Genomic DNA, 22,910 nt, shown 5'->3' with positions numbered 1-22,910 from the left:
TACTCCGAAGTTCACGTTATGACGCAAGTGTGTGCGTACCCCGTGCATGCCCCCGCGCGCGGTCCACTCCCGGCCGGTGCCCGACGCCGGGCGTGGGGCTCAGGCCCCGGCGTCGGGGCTCCAGGTCCAGGGCTCGCGGGGAAGCTGGTTGAGGTCGAAGACCTCGGCCAGGCCCGCCAGCGAGTCCACGCCCGGATAGCCCAGCGAAGCGCAGATCAGCCCGACGATCTCCGGGACCGTGCGCCCGGCGGCACGCATCTCACGCAGCGTGACCGCTCCGTCGCGCTTGGCCAGGCGCCTGCCGTCCGGGCCCAGCACCAGCGGCACGTGCACGTACTCCACCTCCGGCAGGCCGAGCAGGTGCGCGAGGTACGCCTGCCTGGGAGCGGAGGCCAGCAGGTCGTCGCCGCGGACGACCTGGTCCACGCCCTGCCAGGCGTCGTCGACGACGACGGCCAGGTTGTACGCCCAGTCCGGCTGCTGGCCGCCGCGGCGCAGCACCATGTCGTCGACCTCGCCGGTGTAGTCGCCGGCCAGCGCGTCGTGCACGCGCCAGGTGTCCGTGTCCGCGCGCAGCCGCAGCGCGGGCGTGCGCCCCTCGGCGGCGAGTTCGGCGCGACGGGTGACGCGCGCGGCGTCGGAAAGTGACCGGCACGTGCCCGGGTAGTGGCCGGGCACGACGTGCGGGGCACGGGAGGCCTCGCGGATCTCGCGGCGCGAGCAGTAGCACTCGTAGACGCGGCCGGCGGTGCGCAGCCCCTCGAGGGCGGACTCGTAGGCGCCGAAGCGTTCGTGCTGGTAGGCGACCTCGCCGTCCCAGTCGAGGCCGAGAGCGGCGAGGTCCTCGAGCTGGCGCTCGGCGGACTCGAGAGAGGAGCGCTGCGTGTCGACGTCCTCGACGCGCATGAGGAAGCGGCGGCCCGTGGTGCGCGCGGCGGCCCAGGCGATCGCGGCGGTGCGCAGGTTGCCCAGGTGGAGGTCTCCGCTCGGCGAGGGGGCGTAGCGGCCGGCGGGTGCGGGGGCGTCGGCGGAGGTGCTCGGTTCAGCCATGGTTGCCAGCCTAGGGCGCTCGCGTGGGAAGATGCGGGACATGTCCAACACAGAATCCTCGCACGGGTCTGGGCGGCCCGTCGCCTCCGGAACCGCGGCCTCCGCGGGCGCCGGCGCGGCGGGCGCCCCCGACACCGTCCGCTTCATACCCGTCCAACGCAGCTACTACCCCGTCATCGTCGCGGCCTTCGTGGCGATCTTCCTGATCTCTAACATCCTGGCGACCAAGGGCGTCGAGATCGGCCCGCTGGTCACCGACGGCGCGTTCTTCCTCTTCCCCGCCGCCTACGTGCTCGGCGACGTGCTCAGCGAGGTCTACGGCTTCCGCGCCGCCCGGCGCGCGATCCTCACCGGCTTCGCCGTCGCCGCGCTGGCGGTCGTGTGCTTCTACGTGGCCATCTGGCTGCCTGCGGCGAGCTTCTACGAGAACCAGGACGATTTCTCGCTGGTGCTCGGGCTGGTGCCGCAGATCGTGCTGGCATCGCTGGCCGGGTACCTGGTCGGGCAGCTGCTGAACTCGTGGGTTCTGGTGCGCATGAAGCGCCGGCTGGGCCCCTCGAACATGTGGGCCCGGCTGATCGGGTCGACGGTGGTCGGCGAGTTCACCGACACGCTGCTGTTCTGCCTGATCGCCGCGCCGGTGATCGGGATCGCGACCGCGGGTGACGCTCTGAATTACGTGGTGGTCGGGTTCCTGTGGAAGACCCTGATCGAGGTCGTGGTGCTGCCGGTGACCTACGCGGTGATCCGGCACGTCAAGCGGCGCGAGGTCGAGTGGAACGGGGGCGGGGGCGCGGTCGGCGCCGTCTGAGCGGTTCGGTGGCGCGGTTGTCTCACGGCGAGTCCCCGCTGGCGCGGGAAACGGCCGGCACGGGTGACACCCGCACCGCCACGTCAGCTCATCCCCGCTGGTGCGGGGAGGACGTGGCGAAGGCCTACGTCGCCCGTGTCCACAAGGGCTCATCCCCGCTGGCGCGGGGAGGACGGCAACTGTCGCGCCACCAGCAGGCCAACCGTGGGCTCATCCCCGCTGGCGCGGGGAGGACATGGGATAGAGGTGTACGACGCTACGCCCGGGCGGCTCATCCCCGCTGGCGCGGGGAGGACTCCTAAACAAAATGGTTAGAGGGGTTACCGAGGGGCTCATCCCCGCTGGCGCGGGGAGGACGTCGAAGAGTTGCCCCCGCCGCCTCGGTTGGAGGGCTCATCCCCGCTGGCGCGGGGAGGACGTTGCCGTCAAGCCGGCGCACAACGGGTATCTCGGCTCATCCCCGCTGGCGCGGGGAGGACGCTGGGCAAGCTATTCGGCGGAAAAGAATATGTGGGCTCATCCCCGCTGGCGCGGGGAGGACCGTCGAACACGGCAGATCAGATCAAGCTCATGGGGCTCATCCCCGCTGGCGCGGGGAGGACCCGCGGGCCATGCCTCCGATCGCGTCCCACAAGGGCTCATCCCCGCTGGCGCGGGGAGGACGTCGCAGGTCTCCTCGTCGCCTTCGCCGCGAGCGGCTCATCCCCGCTGGCGCGGGGAGGACCTCGGCTGGTGTCCCAGTTGCGGATGCGGCCGGGGCTCATCCCCGCTGGCGCGGGGAGGACGAGCATGGTCATATCTTTCTAGGCGGTCCCAGGGGCTCATCCCCGCTGGCGCGGGGAGGACACAGTGACGAAACCTCGGATGTCTACCCAGGCGGGCTCATCCCCGCTGGCGCGGGGAGGACGGTAGGCGCACACTAACTAAGCCCACCCCTACCGGCTCATCCCCGCTGGCGCGGGGAGGACAGCGACGTGCGGGCAGTGCGGTCAGTGCGAGGGGGCTCATCCCCGCTGGCGCGGGGAGGACTTTCGGTGGTCTCTCTCGCTTACAAAACCTACCGGCTCATCCCCGCTGGCGCGGGGAGGACACGGCTTGACGGCCGCGGGTGGTGAGCTGTCGGGGCTCATCCCCGCTGGCGCGGGGAGGACGCCAATCTCGATGTTCGGGTCGCGGGACAGGGTCGGCTCATCCCCGCTGGCGCGGGGAGGACTTGCGGAAGGAGCTGGTGTCGGTGCGTGCGGAGGGCTCATCCCCGCTGGCGCGGGGAGGACCCACCGGCGTGGAACTGCCACACAAACCCGAACGGCTCATCCCCGCTGGCGCGGGGAGGACGACCGCCTGCCCCTACCACCTCCGCAAGGGGCACGGCTCATCCCCGCTGGCGCGGGGAGGACCTCGCACACTCCTCGGTGGAAGCCTCCTTCGTGGGCTCATCCCCGCTGGCGCGGGGAGGACTGGTTCAGTGACGACAAAGGTGGTCATGCGGCGGGCTCATCCCCGCTGGCGCGGGGAGGACAGTCTGTCCCGCCGATAGGAAGGAGACCCCATGGGCTCATCCCCGCTGGCGCGGGGAGGACGCGTGCGGATCATTCGCCCAGCCCATGACGGTGGGCTCATCCCCGCTGGCGCGGGGAGGACGCGGCTCCAGTGGTGGCGGTGAAAGTCCAACGCGGCTCATCCCCGCTGGCGCGGGGAGGACTAGGGTAGCGCAGTGGCCTGCGGCGATGGTGTTGGGCTCATCCCCGCTGGCGCGGGGAGGACACGCGGGGCCGGGGCGGGGTGGTGTGGGTGGCTCATCCCCGCTGGCGCGGGGAGGACTTCGCCTCCTAGTTGCTTGTCTCGAACATGAGGGGCTCATCCCCGCTGGCGCGGGGAGGACCATATCGGCCAATTCGGCCAAATACTTCACAACGGCTCATCCCCGCTGGCGCGGGGAGGACGCCCACGTATCAAACATATAGGGCGTCTTTTGGGGCTCATCCCCGCTGGCGCGGGGAGGACCGGCGATGATGGTTTCTCTGTCACGCCGGAGCGGGCTCATCCCCGCTGGCGCGGGGAGGACTCGCCGGAGGTGATGATCCGCCCCGATGATGGGGGCTCATCCCCGCTGGCGCGGGGAGGACTTGGTAGAAATAACATCGCCCTCTTCGTCAAACGGCTCATCCCCGCTGGCGCGGGGAGGACGTGACCACACCAAAAGCCCGCCGGGCCGGTCAGGGCTCATCCCCGCTGGCGCGGGGAGGACGCTCGGCGCGATCCGGTGCGGCCGGACGACTCGGGCTCATCCCCGCTGGCGCGGGGAGGACACCTTCCACTGCGCGGCGCGCACCGCCGCACTGGGCTCATCCCCGCTGGCGCGGGGAGGACGATGGTGAGAGCGGTTTTCCAGGTGACGCATGGGGCTCATCCCCGCTGGCGCGGGGAGGACACTCAAAATGCGGTGTCCGCGAGGACGTCCCGGGGCTCATCCCCGCTGGCGCGGGGAGGACCCAAAAATCGAGCCACCCAAGAAAATATTCGACGGCTCATCCCCGCTGGCGCGGGGAGGACTACACCTGGCGAAACAAAGGCGCTGATGTTCCGGGCTCATCCCCGCTGGCGCGGGGAGGACTCGCTCGGGCTTCACGCCAAGAAGATCCAGATAGGCTCATCCCCGCTGGCGCGGGGAGGACGCGGCCGCGATCCGGCCGGCGGCCTGCACGGCGGGCTCATCCCCGCTGGCGCGGGGAGGACGCGTCGACGAGGGTCAGGTACTGGCCGGCGGAGGGCTCATCCCCGCTGGCGCGGGGAGGACGGCCGAGCCACCCGTCGACAGTCTCCGGGGTGGGGCTCATCCCCGCTGGCGCGGGGAGGACGCCTCGGTGAGGTCCGCCTCGGCCTGCTTGACCGGCTCATCCCCGCTGGCGCGGGGAGGACACCACCTGGATGAAGCAGATGATCGGCTACGGCGGCTCATCCCCGCTGGCGCGGGGAGGACTGCCTCCGGGAAGCGTCCGGTCCGGGTGGATGGGGCTCATCCCCGCTGGCGCGGGGAGGACTGCGGGCCGACGTGGCCCATGGCCCAGCCGGAGGGCTCATCCCCGCTGGCGCGGGGAGGACGTCCCGTCGCCGCCGTGCTTGAACACGAGGAACGGCTCATCCCCGCTGGCGCGGGGAGGACCACGGACCCATACGGATACGACGGTGGAGGGGGGGCTCATCCCCGCTGGCGCGGGGAGGACTACGGCGGAACTACCGCCGATGCCGTCGAGGCAGGCTCATCCCCGCTGGCGCGGGGAGGACGACGACGTGTCCTGCTCCGGCCATCCGGTCTACGGCTCATCCCCGCTGGCGCGGGGAGGACAGTCCTACCCGCCGCGGCCCGCAGGCTCAGAAGGGCTCATCCCCGCTGGCGCGGGGAGGACTCAATCGGCTTAAGCGTGACCCGGCCGGTCACCGGCTCATCCCCGCTGGCGCGGGGAGGACTTTCGAGGTCGTAGGAGGTTAGTGTGACGAACGGGCTCATCCCCGCTGGCGCGGGGAGGACCATGGGGTGTCCTTCCAGGGTTAGGTGAGTTGGGGCTCATCCCCGCTGGCGCGGGGAGGACGCGGTCCCCCGGCGGCCGCACGCCCACTATTCGGGCTCATCCCCGCTGGCGCGGGGAGGACCTAAGCCGGGTGCGGTGAACGCCCTGGCGATCGGGCTCATCCCCGCTGGCGCGGGGAGGACAGGGCGAGTCCATCGTCGGTGACGGTGGGCGTGGGCTCATCCCCGCTGGCGCGGGGAGGACCCTTGCGGGGCCGGGGCGGTGGCTTCAAAAAACGGCTCATCCCCGCTGGCGCGGGGAGGACGGCGTGGTTGCAGGCATCTTCTTCACGTCCGTGGGCTCATCCCCGCTGGCGCGGGGAGGACTGCGCGTGTCGGTGTATGGCCCGGACCGGGATCGGCTCATCCCCGCTGGCGCGGGGAGGACCGCACCCGGCCACGCCAGTAGACGGACCCCGACGGCTCATCCCCGCTGGCGCGGGGAGGACGCCGCCGGGGTCAAGTTCGGGTTCGTGTGGCAGGGCTCATCCCCGCTGGCGCGGGGAGGACTCCCCACCAACCTGCCTAGATCGCGCCGGTGATCGGCTCATCCCCGCTGGCGCGGGGAGGACCCGGCCGGTGCGGAGCCCGGCACGGACGCCGAGGGCTCATCCCCGCTGGCGCGGGGAGGACGAACTGCTCGACGTGGACGACCGGCAGCGGGCGGGCTCATCCCCGCTGGCGCGGGGAGGACGTCGGCTCCCGCTTCCAGACCGGTGAGCCGATCGGCTCATCCCCGCTGGCGCGGGGAGGACCGGTGCCAGTCGTCCACATCACGGCGCGTGAGCGGCTCATCCCCGCTGGCGCGGGGAGGACCCTGCGGGTGACCAGGTGGTGCGGGGCCAGGACGGCTCATCCCCGCTGGCGCGGGGAGGACGGACGCCCGGGAGGCGCGCCGTCGGTTGGACGGGGCTCATCCCCGCTGGCGCGGGGAGGACCGGGTCCCAAATGTCGTCAAACCCGGGGTCCTTGGGCTCATCCCCGCTGGCGCGGGGAGGACCTAGTCGGCGCCATTCGGCGAGCCCCTCGGTGGGGCTCATCCCCGCTGGCGCGGGGAGGACTCCACACCACGGCCGTGAAGGTCGCGGCTGGGGGGCTCATCCCCGCTGGCGCGGGGAGGACCACGACGGGCTTATGTCGTGGTGGGAGGATGAGGGCTCATCCCCGCTGGCGCGGGGAGGACTGATGATCCATGAGGCCGCCCAATTCGCCGATGGGCTCATCCCCGCTGGCGCGGGGAGGACCTTGTCGGAAACCTCGGCGGCGAGGGGTATTACGGCTCATCCCCGCTGGCGCGGGGAGGACGTGCGCCACCCCCACTCATCGTGCGCCACGCGGGGCTCATCCCCGCTGGCGCGGGGAGGACCACTCGTCCTCGGTCAGGGCTTGCACCTGCTCCGGCTCATCCCCGCTGGCGCGGGGAGGACGCTGGATTAAGCGGTCCGATGGGATGGAACTCGGGCTCATCCCCGCTGGCGCGGGGAGGACACCCTGCGGGTCTGCTCCGGTGGCGGGTCGGTGGGCTCATCCCCGCTGGCGCGGGGAGGACCGGGTGAAGGTTGCTTTCGAGGCGACGAAGAACGGCTCATCCCCGCTGGCGCGGGGAGGACACTTGCAGAGCTGCAGCTTTAGGAGCCTGAACCCCATTCTAGATACGACTTGTCCGCGGAAGCCCGACTCTAACCGTGCGGACGACGGGCTCGGCGGGCATTTCTAGCGATACTCCAGCCGGTGTTTCTCCGCGCCGTCCTGCCGCGGGCTTTGGTATCACGCATCATCAGCGTCAATCCATCGAAGTCGGTCGGTGTCCAATCGCTCAGATGCGTGCGGAATTCCATTCCCTGTTCGTTGTCACTGGAATAAACCAGAATCGCTCTACCCTGCTGGAGAAGATCCTCGGTTCGATCCCACAGCAGATCACGGACCCGGGCAGAGGGCCTACCCACGAATACGCCAGGCGCGACCTCCATAAGCCATTTCGTCAGATCTCCGCGCAACCCCGCCGGACAGGCGGTCACCACGAGAACCATCATCAATGCATCACCGGATCATCCTCTGGCCCCCAGTTCACCCCGGATGCAATGACCTCAAGCTCGTTCCACAACATAAGGTCCACATCAACAAGTTCCGCTCCCTCGACTTTCATCAGCGAATAAAGGTCCCGAACCATACGCTTCATCACACGCAATTTCTTCACCTTGTGCCGGAGCGCTCGGCGTACTCTTCCGCCAATTTCTCCGTCGGGTGCGCCAGCGCATTCAAACGCAGCGGGGATAGCGGTCTCCGCCTTGTAGAGATCGGCGATGTCATAAACGAAAGCCCGGTCGGTGCCCGTGTGCACAACCCCGAGGGAGGGCACAAATCCGAGTCCTACGATGACGGCATGCGTGATCCCGTACAAGGCGGCGTTTGCAGTGGTCAACGCGCGGTTTATCGGATCTCCGGCGTCAAAGTCGTTCGGGTCGTATCGGCGACGGTTCCAGTCGACGCCGGTGCGCTCCGCTTCCGCGGCGTAAATGCGCTTAACCCTGGCGCCCTCTCGGCCCCGAAGCTGCGACATCGTCAACCTGGAGACATCCTCACCGGGGAAGCGCATGCCATACATCTCGCGGGCACATTGGAGACGGCGACGTTGGTTCGTCACGATCCGGGCCTGCGCCTCAGCCATCCGGGAGGACTTCGCCGGCGGCCTCCCGTGCGCGTAGTACCGCACGCCACCTGTACCGACCCAGACGACCGTGCACCCGGCGTCGCCAAGCAACGCAATCGCGGCGTTGGTGATCCTGGTACCCGGCCCCAGCATCAACACGGAAAGCGTGGTCGCAGGTACGTGAGCGATGCCCCGACTGTCCAGGACGGTCAGTGCGTTGTCCTTCCTGTTGACGACCGCCCGTTCCACGTAGAGGAAAGTCAGGCGGTCCTCCATGCGCGCGAGTTCACGGCGCACGATCGGAATTTCGCTGGGTGTCCTTGGCATCTTTAGGGGTACCTGTCTTAATGCGGCTGCGCCAGTGTCAGCAGACCACACCCGTAGGCTTTGGCCTTGCCCAATCCGTTAACGAGAGTCGACCTCAATGCGTCGACGTCAGTCACTTCAAGGACGCCGTCGAAACGCGCGGTCCGCACAGTGACCGTCCGGTCCCTTCTCCGGAACCTGAGGTTGGCTCTCTCCACCACTCGTGCGGTAGGCGGACATCCGTCTTCGTCGGACCCGGCCACGGAGAATCCCGCGTTAACGGACTTCTTGATCAACCAGTCCAGCTGTTGCTCCGGGGTGACGTGCGGCACGACTTTGCCTCGGGTACCACGGTCGCCGGCCTTGCTCATGACCGGATTGGCCACTAGCTCGAAATGCCAGTGCTGCCCTTTCTTGAGTGCAGCGAGGAATCGTGTGTACTCCGCGGTTTGCGCCGGCCGTGTCGCCCACCCGGCCTGTTCGACCAGGCCGGTGGCATCCGGCTGCTCAGGCCCCACGACATAGAGAACATGCTCGTGGCCCCGATGATCGACCCTCCACAGCACCCGGGCATCGTCTTGCTCGATGTCCGGCGGAAAAGTCGCCCGCACCGCCGCGTGCATGGCCTGCGGATTGGTGAGGAGCTTCCGCGCCTGCCTGCGCTGCGGGTTGATCAGAACCCTGGTCAGTGTCGCCGTCACGCTGAGATCACCGCCTCGAAGAACGGGTCGTCGGAGCGCCCCTCGGGGTTGTCGACGATCACCGGTTCATCCTGGACGACTTCACGCCAGGAGTAACGGCGGTGTTCCTGAGCGAAGGACACGGGGACGTCCTGATGCGGAACGCCTTCCTCACCGGGGTCCGCATCCCGGTAGATCGGAAGCGAGACACTCCGCGTGCGCTCACGTCGGTGCGATCGACTCGCCTGCCAGGGGGTGTCTCTGAGTGCGGCGACCGCATCACCGTCATGCACCCCGATCACGAGGCCGGCGGGGACCGGGCAGTTACGGCGCCCGAGGAACAACGGGAAACGCGGCTTCCGCAGCGCTTCGGCCAGATTCTCGAGGAGATCACGGTCGTCGGCCTCGATCGCCGCGACGAACACGGCATCGGCCAGGTAGTAACGGGTCACCAGACTCGTCCCGCCCCCGGACTGCCATTCCTGTGCCGTCTGATAGTCCCGGAGAAGGGAACCCGGCTGATCCACGCGGACAGCGAACCGCAGACCTGCCAGATCCGTGACCGGCTCAGAGCGCCGCCGACCCTGAGCGGCGGCGAGCATCCCGATCACACCCGACTTGGTGGGGACCTGGCCGGTGGCACGAATCTTGTATCGGCTGGAGTCGCCCCAGGCCTGCATCGGCCCCTTCAGCAGCAGTAGCAGTGTCGCGGTCACCGGGCCTCATCCTCCAGCGAAAGTTCGCGGACGAGCACCTCGTGGAGCTGGCCGCCGAGCTCCGGCAGCGTCGTCGCCTTCGCGTCGAGCTCCTCGAAGGGCTTGCGCAGATCGCCCAGCCCGATGAGGAAGGCTGCGACGGGGACGAACCCGTACTGCTGCTCGATCTCGCGTTCCTCCGCCGCGAGGCGACGCGCGGCCACCGCGCGTCGCCCTTCATCCTGCTCTGCGACGACGGGCTCCTCGAAGGCGTTGACCAGGGAGACTGGGCGCGTGTCCCGGACAGCGACGTAGACCAGCTCCGGGAGGGTCTGGTTGGCGAAGGTGTTCAGCTTGCCGGTGGGCATACTCTTGATGAAGGCGTCGACGAACGCCTCCGCCGCGGTGACAGCGGCGGAAGCATCACCGAGGTTCTCCGCCAGGGAGTCCAAGGAGACATTGGCGTAGCGGTACAGGGTCGATGACATCATCTGGACCGTGCCGATCATGCCGGCACCGGTCTCGGCCTCGTCCTCGTCGAGGTCGTCCACCGCGGTGAAGTAGTCGAATTCCGGCTCAGAGGCGTGCACGCCGATGGCGTGAGCGACCTGGACGGACGCGTCGACGTTGTAGTCCGCGTCATCTGCGACCATACGACCGAACATCGCGATGTCTACGGAGTGGTCGGTGTTGAAGAGCTTCTTGGCGTCTGTCTTCTTGATCTTCTCCCCGTCAGCGTCGACGACCGCCTGGGCGATGTTGTGGATCTGCTGCTTGCTCAGGAAGAGCAGGTAGCCGGTCTTGGCGAGCTCACGCCGGTGGTCGTCGTCCAGCTCATCGTCCTCGGGAGCGTTCTTCGGGTCGACGAGTTTGATCTTCAGGGTCTTGAACACCGCCGAGGCCTCGGAGACCGCACGGTCATCGGGCCACGCGTCCTCGCCACCGATCTCCTGGATCTCGTCCACCACCAGGTCGAGCACCCGCTTGGTGCGGAACCCGACCATCGCCGGGTCGAAGTCCTCCTCGAAGGTCCTGCGGATCGCGCGCTTCCACGACTGCGAGGAGACACGCTGACGAGGGACGCCGCCGAATACGGCGGACTTGGGCGCGCCGGTGTCGTCCCGGTTGATCAGGCTCGGCGGCAGCGACTGCAGTGCGTGGATGTCGAGGATGAGGGGCATGTCATGTTTCCTTTCGGAGGTCGCCGGGAGTGTTTCCCGGCGTGGGTTGATTCTGGATTCGAGGTGTCGGTACCCGGACCAGCCGGGCTAGGCGGTCGGGTGGCTTTCGGCCCGCCGGTTCTTCCGGTACGGGGCGAGCGCGAAGTCGCGCCCCCACCGCAGCAGGACGCCGTCGCGGTGTCGGGGGTTCATCAGGGCCCGGAGATCCCGGGCGAAGGCCCCGTAGTCGAAGCCGAGCTGCTGACCGCGCAGCAGCGTGATCAGCGACCGGACATGGGTGAGACGGGAATGCGGATTCTGCGCCAGCAACAGCGCGTCGAAACGGGGCTTCATGGACTTGGATTCGCTGCGTGCGGCGAGCAGGCCGCAGGCGGTGGCGAAGGAGGTCCCACGAACGTGCACCGGTGCCGTCGCGCTCTGCATGTGCAGAGCGAACAACGCCAGCGCCTGGTAGGCCGCCTCCTCGGACGGGGACGGCCCGTCCTGGGTGCCGACCTCGTTCTCGGTGAGGACCGGATCCATCACGCCCAGGACCCGCTCCAGGGCGAGCGGGTCCGACAGCGCCGGCCGCCCTGCACCACGCCGCAGCTCAGCGAGCACGCCCCTGGCTGCTGGTGCCCGGCCGCCACCGGAGAGATAGTCGTTCTGCAACCGGTTGACCGTCACACCGACGGCGACGGCGAGTGGCGCACGCTCCTCCGCGTGTGTCTGGGTTTCTGACATCTTCGTCACTTCTCCTCACTGGTCTCTGGGTTCGTTTCCACGGCGGTCGTGGGCAGTGCCTTACGCAGCGCCACCTGCAGGCTCCGGTAGGCGCTGCCGGCGGAGACGATGGAGTCCGGCCCGTCGCCACGCCCGGGTACCGTCTTGCCGACGAGTGCCTTCGGGCCGGCACCACGCAGCAGAACCCGGGCCTGCGAGAGGATGGTCTCCTGCACCGTGGACTGCCAGGCGCGCACCGCCTGGTCGAGGCCCTCCCGATCGAGCTTCCCTATCCACTCGAGAAACTCGGGCTCGAGTTCCTTGAGCAACGCGTCGGTCGGGGAGCTCTGGAATTCGTAGTCACCGCCGGCGGCCTCGAGGAGACTCCCGGCGAACCTCCCCAGCGCCACCGCCGCATCGCTGGTGGCCGCGGCCTGGTCGATCAGCGTCCGCCGGGTGGACACCGCCGAGGGTGCCAGGAGGCTCCGCGGAAGTTCGATGTGGGTCGCCACGGTGGTGCCCATCGTCGAGGCCTGCGGCCCGTACTCGGTCGAGACCAGCTGCAGGTCCACCCAGTCGGGTGCGGCGTCATCGTTCTCAAATTCGGCGACCTGGTCCAGGGTGCGGGGACGCTTGGGAGGGAGGTCCTTCTTCGACCTGGAGTCGCTCTCCTCGCCGTAGCCCTCGTCCTTCTCGGCGATGATCAACGGCTCGAGCGAGCGCCACATCGTCCGCTCCAGGTCGTACGGGCGCGGGTAATAGACGACGTGATCGCGCTTCGACTTGTTTCTGCTGTACCGGTACGGCGTCATCGGGTCGTCGCTCACGTTCGCACCGGCGTCGGGGATCTTGTCGCCGTTGCTGACGAGCACACCGGTGACGAGGTCCCCCTCGGTGTGGAGACGCACGCGGCGCGACTGCCAGGTCGCCAGGTCCGCCGCGCCCTTTGGCGTCGGGTCCTTCCGCTCGGCGGGGTCGTCGGGCTGGCGCTCCCATACGGGGTGGTCGTCCTCGCGGGCCAACGCCTCCTCCACCGTGTTGAACAGCAACGTGTGCCGGAGGGTCTCGCCGACGATGACCGTGCCTCCGGTCATGCCGCTCCAGCCGGTGCCGATGGGATAGCCTCTGCCGCCCTTCACGCGGGGATCACCGAGGGCACCGGACTTGATCCCCGAGTAGTCGTAGGCCTGCAGATGGACCAGCCAGCGGGCCGCCTCGGCCAGGCCCAGGCTCTGCCGGCCGGCGCCCGCGCGCATGGTGAAGTCGTCCGACTCGGCCTCGGGGATCATCCTGCTGACCCCACTGATCTTTCCCGACCCGGTGGCCAGGTCAGCGACCTGCATGAACGGCTGTTCGGGGTGGAGCAGGTCGAAACGGTCACCCCACTTCTCCAGGTACTCCAGGACGGCTGCATCAGCCTCGCCGGCGTCGACACTGGCTAGCTGGGTCTCGAACCACCCGCCGTGGTCGTAGGTCTCACCCGGCGCGGGCTGCGCGTCCGGGACGTGGGCGCGCCAGTAGATCGCCAGCAGCAGTCGCAGCACGGCGTAGTCCTGCGTCGGCGAGTCGCCTCGCACGCCGCGGATCCCGGTGCTCCCGTCGAAGACCTGTCGGATGCTCACCTCCGCTTCCGTTCCGTCGGTGAGCTGGCAGCGGATCCACGGTCTGTCCACCAGCGAGAAACTCTCTGCCATCGGCTTCTTCTCCTTTGCCTCTGTCATTCGTTTTTCACACTACGGTCACCCCGTGACGGAGCCGACAGATCTTCGAAACCAAGTTCGGACGAGTAACGCACCGGATGCCCCGCGATCTCGCCGCGACCGTCCTCGTCCAGCACCAGGGCCAACTGCCCCTTCAGGAGGAAGTGGTTCGCCCACTCCGCGGGCGTGTGCGCCTCAAGATCGTCAAGGACCTTCACGATGACGCCCTCCCTGGTGAAGGTCCCCGGCAACCGCACCGTGGTACGGGTTAACAGGTCCATCACCTCTCGCTCGGGTTCCACACCGAAGCTCGCTTCCGCGGGCGATCCCCACGGGTGGTAGCCGTATTCTCCGACCACGATCGGGATGACCTCGATCGAGTCGCCGGCGTCGCGCACCTGGGCCACGGCGGCCTGCTCCGGATCAACCTTTCGGTCCGGCGCGTGATACCTGGTAAACAAAGGTTCCAGCTTCATGGCGTGCCCGGGCTCCGGGATCTGGAATACCCCGGCACGCCAGAGTGCTTCAGCGCGCGCTTCGCTGCTGCGCTCCTGGGCCTCCGCCCAGGCATTCTCCCAGCCCGGGGGCGCCTCCCGGGAGGGGTCATAGACGGCGTGCACCAACGGCTCGATGTCGTCGGGACGCCGGAACCCGCCGGGGATCACTGTCTCCTCGAACTCGGCCATGGTCGCCAGCAGCACCGCCGGGTCGTAGATGGCGGCGGTACCGGGGTCGAGCCTCGGTGCGGGGTCACGGCCGAGGACTCCCCGCACCAGCATCGCCGCTTGCGTGACCGGTCCCGGCCGGTCGCCGGCCGGACGGTCGTGGCGGTGCATGCGCCCGGCGCGCTGGATGAGCAGGTCCATGGGCGCGACGTCGGAAATCAGCAGGTCCACGTCGATGTCGAGGCTCTGCTCGGCGACCTGAGTGGCCACCACGACCTTGCGGTACGGGCGCCCCGCCCCCCGGTGCGCGTCGGGGCCGAGTTCCGCACGCAGGCGGTCCTCCTTCACGGCGCGTTCGTTGGCCAGGAACCGGGAGTGGTGCAGCTCGACCTCTCCGGGGAATTCCTCGACGCAGGCCGAGTACATCTCCTGGGCCCGGGCAACGGTGTTGCACACGACCAGTGCACACCCGCCCTCCGCGAGCCTTTCGCCCAGTTGAGCGACGGCAGCCGGCACGGCGTCGTCGATGAACTCCACCACGGCGTGCATGTCCGTCGGCCGCGCGGGCACCTCGATCTCGCTTACCTGCTCCCGAGCCACGGTTGTGACCAGCGGGTAGGCGCGGGAGGAGACCGCGGCCGGCTCCGTGGACCACTCGCCGCGGTAGGCGGCGATGAGCTGGGCCTTCTGCGCAGGTGGGAGGGTCGCGCTCATCAGGATCACCGGGACGCGGTAACGCGCCAGCCACTCCAGGGTCTTCGCCAGATAGGAGTACATGTAGGCGTCGTAGGCGTGCACCTCGTCGATGAGCACCACCTTTCCGGCGAGGCCGACGTGGCGGAGCATGGAGTAGCGCATCTGCAGGGCGAGCATGAGCACCTGGTCGACGGTTCCGACGACGAAGTTCGACAGGAGCCCCTTGTGCCGTCCGCTCAGCCAGCGCGACGCGAAGACCTCACCGACCTCGCTCTCGGCGGCCGCCGCGTCCTCGTCGATCCCGTCGAGGAGCAGCCGCTGGTAGGAGTCGGAGAGCGCGGACTTCGAGTGCGCGAGGAACATGGAGGCGACCTCAGACCCGGGGGTCGCGGCACGCGACCACTCGAGGACGCGGTCGAAGAGGCCGTTGGCCGTGGACATCGTGGGCGCGGCGAAGAAGACGCCGTGGGCACCGTCCTTGACCGCGAGATGATGCGCGGCCGCCAGTCCCGCCTCGGTCTTGCCCTCACCGGTCGGGGCCTCGATGATCACCAGTCCGCCGTCACCGTCCGGCATCCCCTCCACCGCCTCGAGCACGGCCCGCTGGACCGGGCGTGCGGTGAAGTGCCCCGGCCAGGCGAAGATCGACCGGAAGTACTCGTCGGCGTCAAGGTGCCCCGGCCAGACGGAGTGCCAGGCCCCGGAGAGGTCGACCGCCGCAGTACCTGCCGCGACCCGGTCGGCCTGGGTGCCGCGCGAGACCATCGGGAAGGCGAACTTGTTGGAGGCGATCCAGTCCGCCATCACCACGATGCCGGTGAGCAGCGAAAGCGCCGGTGCCGCAGGCCGGATCCGAAGGTCCGGCAGCACCTCGTCGATCCCGGTCAGCTCGGCGATGGCCGCGAGAATCTCCTCCTGGACCTCGTGCCACTCGGCGGGGTGCTCCGTGATGAGTATCCGGGCCTGCTTGACGTCCTGCCCGGCCGGCGCGATGCCGTGGTGGGCTCCCGCGACCGAGGCGAAAGCACCGGCGACTCTCCCACCGACGCCCCGACCCTTGAGCCACGCGGCGAGAATCACCTGCGAGGCGGTGCCGTGGGGCAGGAACGGCATGTCCGCGGCCCGCCGCCAGGCGCCCAGGGACAGACCCGCTGCACCGATGCCGGCGACGATTTCCGCCCCGGCCCCCGTCGCCTCGATCTGACGGGTGAAGTTCTGCGTCGCCTTACCGATGTCATGGGTGCCGGCCAGCCAGGTGACTAGGACGAGGGCCTGCTCCTCATGCAGCCCCGTCATCCTCGCGATCTCCCGCTTCACCGCGTCGGGCACCCATCCGCCCCAGAGGGCCTCCGCGACACAGGCGGCGTCGACGAGGTGCTGCGGAAGGGTGAGCCAACCGGTCTCGTCACCGGACTTCGCCCACAGGCTGCGGGCGCGCGCGCTCAGCCCCGAGACGGCGTCGCCGCGCTCCCACAAGGGCACTCTGCCGGCCGGGGCATCTCCCTCCGACGCCGATTTCGGTCGGTGCTCCCCATCCGCCATGACAGCCGCCCGTCGCTTCCGGTTCCCTGAATACCGGCCGAAAATCGCCTGTATTCATCTTTACGAATAGACGCCTTCAGGTTACCGGAACCACTGCGCACCAACAGTGAGCATGACACCACCCCTGGTGGGAATCGCAGACAGCACTCCTCCGAAGCCCAGAACCCAGCCCCCTACTTCCGCCCCGCGTAGTACCGCCCGAGAAACTCGTCGCGGTACTCGGCGAAGCGCCCCTCGGCGATCGTGGCGCGCATGTTTTCCACCAGCCGGACCATGAACTCCAGGTTGTGCAGCGTGCACAGCGTGCCGGCCAGGTACTCGTGCGCCTTGAGCAGGTGGTGCAGGTAGGCGCGCGAGTAGTTCCGCGAGACGTAGCCGCCGAACTCCTCGTCCACGCCGCGGAAGTCCCGCTTGAAGCGCGCGGCCGGCAGGTTGATCCGCCCGTCGAGCGTGTAGACCCCGCCGCGCCGGCCCAGCCGCGTCGGCGCCACGCAGTCGAAGGTGTCCGCGCCCGCCGCCACGGCGGTGAACAGGTCGTCCGGCTCGGAGATGCCCAGCAGGTGGCGCGGCTTGTCCTCGGGCAGCTCGTCGCAGACCCAGCCGACGATGGTGCCCAGGTTCTCCTTCTCCAGCGCCCCGCCGATGCCGAAGCCGCCGAAGCCACGCGCACCGCGCTGCTGCGCGGCGTCGGAAAGCTCAATCAACCCGCGCGCCGCACGTCGCCGCAGGTCCTCGTACTGCGCGCCCTGCACCACGCCCCACAGCGACTGGCGCGGCCGGTGCGTGCGCTCGCGGGTGAGCCGGTCGTGCTCGATGAGGCAGCGCTCGGCCCAGCGGCGCGTGCGCTCGACGGAGGACTCCTGGTAGGCGCGCGTGTCGACGAGCGTGGTCAGCTCGTCGAAGGCGAACATGATGTCCGCGCCGAGGGAGTGCTGGATCTGCATCGAGCGCTCCGGGGTGAAGCGGTGCAGCGAGCCGTCGATGAAGCTCTTGAAGTCCACGCCGTCCTCGTCGACGTGGGCCTTGCGCTCCTTGTCCACGGCGCGGATGTCCGCCTCGGTCAGGTTGGTCAGGTCCATGGCCAGCACCTTGCGAAAGCCCACGCCCTGGCTCATCACCTGGAACCCGCCCGAGTCGGTGTAGGTGGGCCCGCGCCAGTTCTCGAAGGCCGCCACTCCCCCGGCCTCGTCGACGATGTCCTCGCCGGGCTGCAGGTAGAGGTGGTACGCGTTCGAGAGGATCGCCTGCGCGCCGGTGGAGCGCACCTGCTCCGGGGTCAGCGTCTTGACGGTCGCCTTGGTGGCCACGGGGATGAACGCCGGGGTGGCGATCTCACCGTGCGGCGTGCTGATCACGCCCGTGCGCCCGTGCACCTCGTGCCCGCTGGCCGCCACCTCGGCGGGGTCCAGGCGCGTGTCCACGCGGAAGCTGAGGTCGGTGTCCATGGCGGGGGTGTGCATGTTCTCCGATGCTAATGGTCCGATTGACGACGCCGCGCGTGCCCCGCGTGAGCGCGTACGTGCGGCCGTGCGCGGTGCCGTACGCGTTCTTGCGCGGCGCCGGGCGCCTGCGCCCGGCACGGGAAAGCCCCGGGGTGCGGCCTTTCGGCCGCTCCCCGGGGCTCACGCCTCAGCACTGTCAGGCGCGGCGGCGGTTGGTCAGCGCGGCGGCGCCGCGCAGGGCGACGCCCGCCAGCAGCCACCAGGCCACACCGTTGCCGCCCGCCTTGGGCAGCGTGCCGGTGCGCACGTCCGCGACCTTCAGGACGCCGACGCAACCGCAGTCCGCGGTCCCGGCGACCTCCGCCTCAGGGTGCTGGGCGGCGTCGAGTACCTCGGTGACCACACCGTCGTCGGCGTTGACGAGCCGGAACCGGATCGGCTGGGCCAGCAGCTCGAAGCCGCGCGGGGAGCGGGTCTCCACCAGCAGGTACTCCTGGTCGAGCTCCAGCGGCTCAGTACCGGTGGACAGGAGCCGTCCGCCGTCGTCGGGCAGCCGCTGGTCCAGGCGGGCCACGGTCTGCCTGCCGTTGGCCGTGCGGACCTCGGAGGCGTGGCCGGCGTCGATGCTCAGGCGGGCTCGGTGACGCGGTAGGTCTTGACCTCACCCGCGCGGACCTCACCCGCGCGGACCTCGGCCTGTGGGCCACCGTTGCTGCCGGCGACCGCGAAGGTTCCGTCACGCTGCACGCGCACGGCCCGGTCGTCCACGCGCACCTCACGCACCTCTACCGTGTCGGTGAAGCCGAGGCGGTCGACCACGGTGATCTGCCGCGGCACCCGGGACTTCCGGTTGTCCACGGAGATCCGGTAGGTGATCCGGCCGTGCTCGGTGTCGTTGCCGACGACCTCCTTGGTGGTCGACGGGGCCGGATTCTTCGGTTCCGGCACCGGCGCGCAGGCGTCGGCGGCAGCGTCACCGCGACCGGGAGAGCTGACATGTGCGGTGTTGAACAGTCCATGGCCGGGACGGCCGGTGCACTCAGCGTCCGGGTCGTTCTTCGCCTTCAGGAAGTCCGTGTAGCTGAAGTCGACGACGACTTTGAAGCCGAAATGCTTCTTGGCGGGCACGATCGCCCGCCTGTCCTGCGTGCCGTGGATCGTGTATCGCCCCTCGCGGTTCGCGGTGCGCTCCATGCCGCCGACTTCGAAACGCTTGATCTCGACATTGTCGGCGAACTGCGGGCGGTCGAGGTGCGCCGGTAGTTCACGCGCACCGTGTAGGTGTGCTTCTTGCCGGAGAGCCTGCCGGAGATGCCCCACAGGTCGTCCTTCCCGCCCTTCTGCAGCTTCATCGAGGCCGGGTCGATCGGGTCAAAAATGGCGACCTCGCTCATCGTGCCGTCGCGATAGGGCGCGGGCACCTCGTAGCGGCAGGAGTCGCGGGACTCCGGATCGTTCTTGGCCACGGCCTCGCCGGCGCTGGTCGTCAGGTCGACGCCGTCAATGCGGCGCGCCTCGAAGACCGCACCCGCGGCCGGCTGCTTCGGCGACCCCTCCCCGCCGCATCGCGCAGCCGCTCCCCCACCCACGTGCCCCCGGAGACGGCTCGAGCACCCTGCCGCGGCAACCTCGCCGCGCACAGACCGACGCCGCGCCGAACACCCCTGGGTACGCGGCGCGGCGTCGTCAAGCGGGCCTCAACGCCGACGGTGCGCGGCCACCGCACGGGCGCGCGGCGCGGCGTCGTCACTTTCATCCGTGGCGTCCCCGGCCCCCTCCCGGCCGATGAGGCCGGCCTCGAAGTCCTTCTCCAGCTTCGAACCCTCGACGTCGAGACTCGGCAGGATGCGGTCGAGCCAGCGCGGGATCCACCAGGTCGCCCGGCCCATGAGGAACATGGTCGCCGGCACGAGCGTCATGCGGATGAAGAACGCGTCGAAGAGGACGCCCGCGCCCAGCGCGAAGCCGAAGATCTGGATGAACGGCAGCGGCTGGTCGATGAACGCGACGAAGACGGCAATCATGATCAGCGCCGCCGCCGTGACCACGCGCGCGCCGGCGGAGAAGCCCTCGATGACGGACTCCTCGACGCCGTTGTAGCGCGAGCCCTCGCGGGCGCGGCCGCCGTTGTGCGTGTAGTGCTCGCGCATTCGGCTGACCAGGAACATCTGGTAGTCCATCGCGAGGCCGAACGTCACGCCGATCAGGAAGATCGGCATGAAGGAGATCAGCGGCCCCGGCGAACTGACCAGCCCCCACAGGCCCTCCTGCCAGAACAGCACGGTCACGCCGAACGCGGCGCCGACCGAGAGCAGGAAGCCCAAGCCCGCGACCACCGGCACCGTGATCGAGCGAAAGACCAGCAGGAGCAGCACGATCGCCAGGCCGACCACGATGGCCAGGTAGAGCGGCATCGCGTTGCCCAGCTCCTCGGTGATGTCCATCTGGACGGCCGTCAGGCCCGTCATGCCGACCGTGGCGCCCGTGGCGGCCTCGATCTCGGCGGCGCGGTCGCGCAGGGCGTGGGAGACGTCGACGGTCTCCTGCTCCTCGGGGCCCGTGAACGGGGTGATCATGACCTGGGCGGCGGTGGTGTCGTCGTTCATGCCGACCAGCTGGGCGTTCTTGATCTCCGCCATGCCGTCGATCTTGTCGACGGTGTAGATGTAGGCGGCCTGGGCGGCGGCCCTGTGCTCGTCGAAGGGCTCGGGGGCAGCGTTGGCGGCGCCCTCGGCCGGTGCACCCTCGGCGTCGGCGGACTCAGCCTCCGCGGCCGCGGCCTCGGCCGCCTGCCGCTGCGCCTCCACGAAGGGGCGCAGGGCGGGCGCGTCGGGGTCGACGGCGTGGGCGTCGACGACGAAGAGCAGCGGGGCGTTGACGCCGGCGCCGAAGCCCTCGGCCATCAGGTCGGCGGCCTTGCGCTGGGTGGTGTCGACATTCGAGGTCGTGTCCGAGGGCAGCGCCATCTCCAGGCGCGTCACGGGCAGCGAGAGCACGCCAAGGCCCAGGATCACCGCGGCGAGCATGAGCGCCGGGACCTTCTGCACCAGCGTGACCCAGCGTCGGCCCATGGTCATGCCCTTGCGGAAGCGCTTCGGCCAGGTGCCGTCGCGCTTCTTGTTGCCGGCCACGCCTGGGATGCGTGCGCCGAAGGCCTTCTCGCCGAAGATGCCCAGCAGCGCGGGCACCAGGGTCAGGGCCACCAGCATCGCCACGGCCACCGTCAGCGCGGCGAGCAGGCCCATCCAGGACAGAAACTCGATGCCGGCGACGACGAGGGCCGCCAGCGCGATGATCACTGTCGCCGCGGCGAAGACCACGGCCGAGCCCGCGGTGCCCACGGCCATGCCGGCGGCGTCGGGCGCGGACATGCGTTCCCGTTCCACGCGGTAGCGCGAGAGGATGAACAGCGCGTAGTCGATGCCCACGGCCAGGCCGATCATGATCGCCAGGGTCGGGGTGACGTCGTTGAGCTCGACGACGGCTGTGGTCAGAAGGATCGAGAGCACGCCGATGCCCACGCCGATCACGGCGGTGATCAGAGGCAGACCCGCGGCGATCAGCGAGCCGAAGGTCAGCAGCAGCACCACGAAGGCGACGGCCAGGCCGACGACCTCACTGGTGGCCTTGATGGCGATCGGGTCGCCGAAGCCGGCGCCGCCGGCCTCGACCTGCAGGCCCTGCCCGCGGCCGAGCTCCATGGCGTCGTAGACGGCCTGGCGCTGCTCGTCGCTGACCTCCATCGCAGAGTCGACGTCGTAGTCGAAGGTCGTGTAGGCGATGCGCCCGTCGTCGGAGACCAGCGCGAGGTTCTCGGCGTCCTCGCGCGCGGTCGCCTCGGGCAGACCCTGCTCGACGGACATGTCGTAGACGCCCTGCGTCAGCTGCGGCGAGAGCACCACCGGGTTGCCGAAGCGCTGGGTGTTGCGGATCTCGCCCTGCAGGCTGTCCTCGACGGCGCCCACGACGTCGTCGATGGTCTCCTTGTTGTGCTCCTCGTCGAGCCTGCTGCCGTCCGTGGTGGCGAAGACGAGGTTGACCGTCGCGGCGTCGGCGGGGTTGCCGGCCTCGGGGAAGTTCTCCATCATCAGCTTGGTCGCCTCGATGGACGGGGCGTTGCCGATGCTGAACTGGCTGGAGAACGGCTTGCTGAACCCCACCGCGGCACCCGCCACGGCACCGAGGATGATCAGCCACGTCGCGAGGACGACCCACTTGCGACGGAACGACCAGCGTCCCATTTTGAAGAGCAGTTCAGCCACGTCAGTCCAGACTCCAGAGTCGAGGGTGCAGGGCAACAGTCCAATTCTACCCGTGTCCCGGAACGGTACCGAGGCCCCGCGGGTGCCACAAGAACTTTCCGACGCGCGCTGCCCCGGCGTTACATCACCGTCGCGGTGCGCGCCCCGTCTGCGGTGCGGGCGGATTCCCGCCCGCGTCCGGCGACGGTCGCCCCCGCCCATCGCTAAAAAAGGGACCGCGCCCCCCTCCCGATCCATTCGGGGAGGGGACGCGGTCCCGCTGCGCGGTGGCGGAGGGATTTGAACCCTCGGTTGGGGGTTACCCAACAATCGCTTTCGAGGCGATCACCTTCGGCCGCTCGGACACGCCACCGCCGAATAGGCTAACCGACCGGTTCCGCCGCGACCAAATCACCCGTTCGCGACGCTTTCCCCGCCCGCCTCGCGGCACCGCACGCGCCCCCGCGCACACCCCGCGCGCCCCACACACACGAAACGGCCCGGGAGGAAAATCCCGGGCCGTGCGCAGGGACCGCTCGCGCGGGCCCTTGAGGGAGACAAGTCTTACTTGTCGTCCTTGAACTTGCCGATGACCTCGTTGGCCTTGTCCTTGATGGCGTCGCCGGCGTCGGAGACCTTCTCCTTGGCGTCGGAGACGACCTGGTCGGCCTTGCCCTCGTTCTGCAGGTCCTCGTTGTCGGTCACGTCACCGGCGGCCTCCTTGGCCTTTCCGGCGAAGTCCTCAGCCGTGTTCTGGATGTCACCCATATGCATGCTCCTTTCGTCGGTGTTCTTGTGCTCTTCAGTCTAACGACGCCGCGCGCGCCGTGACGGGCGCAAAACTTTCAACGAACACCGTTCATCGATAAATGCCCAGTTCACGGCCCCGCATTTATTTCATGCATTGTGCACGGTCTGCGCGCGGCCCGCCACCGCGCGCGGTTGCGCGGTCGCTTTCCGACGCCGCGCCCGTCACCGTCG

The 22,910-nt window shown here is 69.2% G+C and carries 15 protein-coding genes, 1 tRNA gene and 1 CRISPR repeat array; of the genes, 1 reads left to right on the top strand and 15 read right to left on the bottom strand.

Going from position 1 to position 22,910, the window contains the following annotated elements; genetic code table 11:
- Nucleotides 1-99: 99 nt before the first annotated feature.
- Nucleotides 100-1,050 carry a tRNA glutamyl-Q(34) synthetase GluQRS gene (gene gluQRS / locus QQA02_RS11150; RefSeq protein ID WP_284776225.1) on the bottom strand — a complete coding sequence of 317 codons (951 nt, stop codon included), beginning with the start codon at nt 1,048-1,050 and terminating at the stop codon, nt 100-102.
- Between the two features lie 40 nt (nt 1,051-1,090).
- Here gluQRS and QQA02_RS11145 point away from each other — a divergent pair, with 40 nt between their 5' ends.
- Nucleotides 1,091-1,861 carry a queuosine precursor transporter gene (locus QQA02_RS11145; protein ID WP_284776227.1) on the top strand — a complete coding sequence of 257 codons (771 nt, stop codon included), beginning with the start codon at nt 1,091-1,093 and terminating at the stop codon, nt 1,859-1,861.
- Nucleotides 1,862-1,946: 85 nt separating this feature from the next.
- A CRISPR array of direct repeats spans nt 1,947-7,039; the repeat unit is 28 nt; unit sequence GGCTCATCCCCGCTGGCGCGGGGAGGAC.
- A gap of 69 nt (nt 7,040-7,108) precedes the next feature.
- Here QQA02_RS11145 and cas2e read toward each other — a convergent pair.
- The 14 genes from cas2e to QQA02_RS11075 all read right to left on the bottom strand — a co-directional run bounded on the left by cas2e (nt 7,109) and on the right by QQA02_RS11075 (nt 22,697).
- A complete protein-coding gene (gene cas2e, locus QQA02_RS11140; RefSeq protein WP_284774011.1) occupies nt 7,109-7,462 on the bottom strand; it encodes a type I-E CRISPR-associated endoribonuclease Cas2e in 354 nt (117 codons plus the stop codon).
- Nucleotides 7,462-8,406: a type I-E CRISPR-associated endonuclease Cas1e gene (gene cas1e, locus QQA02_RS11135; RefSeq protein WP_284773848.1), complete on the bottom strand. Its 945-nt coding sequence runs from the start codon at nt 8,404-8,406 to the stop codon at nt 7,462-7,464. The genes cas2e and cas1e overlap by 1 nt, the downstream gene beginning before the upstream one ends.
- A gap of 17 nt (nt 8,407-8,423) precedes the next feature.
- Nucleotides 8,424-9,086, bottom strand: a complete 663-nt coding sequence (gene cas6e, locus QQA02_RS11130; RefSeq protein WP_284773850.1) for a type I-E CRISPR-associated protein Cas6/Cse3/CasE — start codon at nt 9,084-9,086, stop codon at nt 8,424-8,426.
- The gene (gene cas5e / locus QQA02_RS11125) at nt 9,083-9,781 is read right to left on the bottom strand and encodes a type I-E CRISPR-associated protein Cas5/CasD (RefSeq protein WP_284773852.1); all 699 of its coding nucleotides are present in this window, start codon (nt 9,779-9,781) and stop codon (nt 9,083-9,085) included. The genes cas6e and cas5e overlap by 4 nt, the downstream gene beginning before the upstream one ends.
- Nucleotides 9,778-10,941 (bottom strand): type I-E CRISPR-associated protein Cas7/Cse4/CasC, encoded by a 1,164-nt coding sequence (cas7e, locus tag QQA02_RS11120; protein WP_284773854.1) that lies wholly within the window; start codon nt 10,939-10,941, stop codon nt 9,778-9,780. Before cas7e ends, cas5e begins: the two co-directional genes overlap by 4 nt.
- 87 nt (nt 10,942-11,028) lie before the next feature.
- Nucleotides 11,029-11,664 carry a type I-E CRISPR-associated protein Cse2/CasB gene (gene casB, locus QQA02_RS11115; protein WP_284773856.1) on the bottom strand — a complete coding sequence of 212 codons (636 nt, stop codon included), beginning with the start codon at nt 11,662-11,664 and terminating at the stop codon, nt 11,029-11,031.
- A 5-nt stretch (nt 11,665-11,669) separates the two neighbouring features.
- Nucleotides 11,670-13,337: a type I-E CRISPR-associated protein Cse1/CasA gene (gene casA / locus QQA02_RS11110; protein ID WP_284864324.1), complete on the bottom strand. Its 1,668-nt coding sequence runs from the start codon at nt 13,335-13,337 to the stop codon at nt 11,670-11,672.
- A gap of 23 nt (nt 13,338-13,360) precedes the next feature.
- Nucleotides 13,361-16,180, bottom strand: a complete 2,820-nt coding sequence (gene cas3 / locus QQA02_RS11105; protein WP_284773860.1) for a CRISPR-associated helicase Cas3' — start codon at nt 16,178-16,180, stop codon at nt 13,361-13,363.
- A gap of 239 nt (nt 16,181-16,419) precedes the next feature.
- Complete coding sequence (tgt, locus tag QQA02_RS11100) at nt 16,420-17,706, bottom strand: tRNA guanosine(34) transglycosylase Tgt (protein ID WP_284773861.1); 1,287 nt, start codon at nt 17,704-17,706, stop codon at nt 16,420-16,422.
- 178 nt (nt 17,707-17,884) lie between these two features.
- Nucleotides 17,885-18,262 (bottom strand): hypothetical protein, encoded by a 378-nt coding sequence (locus QQA02_RS11095; RefSeq protein ID WP_284773863.1) that lies wholly within the window; start codon nt 18,260-18,262, stop codon nt 17,885-17,887.
- 53 nt (nt 18,263-18,315) lie between these two features.
- A complete protein-coding gene (locus QQA02_RS11090) occupies nt 18,316-19,008 on the bottom strand; it encodes a hypothetical protein (protein WP_284864323.1) in 693 nt (230 codons plus the stop codon).
- Nucleotides 19,009-19,385: 377 nt separating this feature from the next.
- Complete coding sequence (locus QQA02_RS11085; RefSeq protein ID WP_284864322.1) at nt 19,386-21,950, bottom strand: MMPL family transporter; 2,565 nt, start codon at nt 21,948-21,950, stop codon at nt 19,386-19,388.
- 264 nt (nt 21,951-22,214) lie between these two features.
- Nucleotides 22,215-22,302 (bottom strand) — tRNA-Ser (locus tag QQA02_RS11080).
- Nucleotides 22,303-22,493: 191 nt separating this feature from the next.
- Entirely contained in the window at nt 22,494-22,697 is a 204-nt protein-coding gene (locus QQA02_RS11075; protein WP_284773867.1) for a CsbD family protein, read from the bottom strand.
- Nucleotides 22,698-22,910 lie beyond the last annotated feature (213 nt).

Source organism: Corynebacterium sp. MSK006 (assembly GCF_030232385.1).
Lineage (GTDB): Bacteria > Actinomycetota > Actinomycetes > Mycobacteriales > Mycobacteriaceae > Corynebacterium > Corynebacterium frankenforstense_A.
The sequence above is the reverse complement of the archived record's forward strand: the minus strand, read 5'-3'. Positions and strand labels throughout refer to the sequence as shown.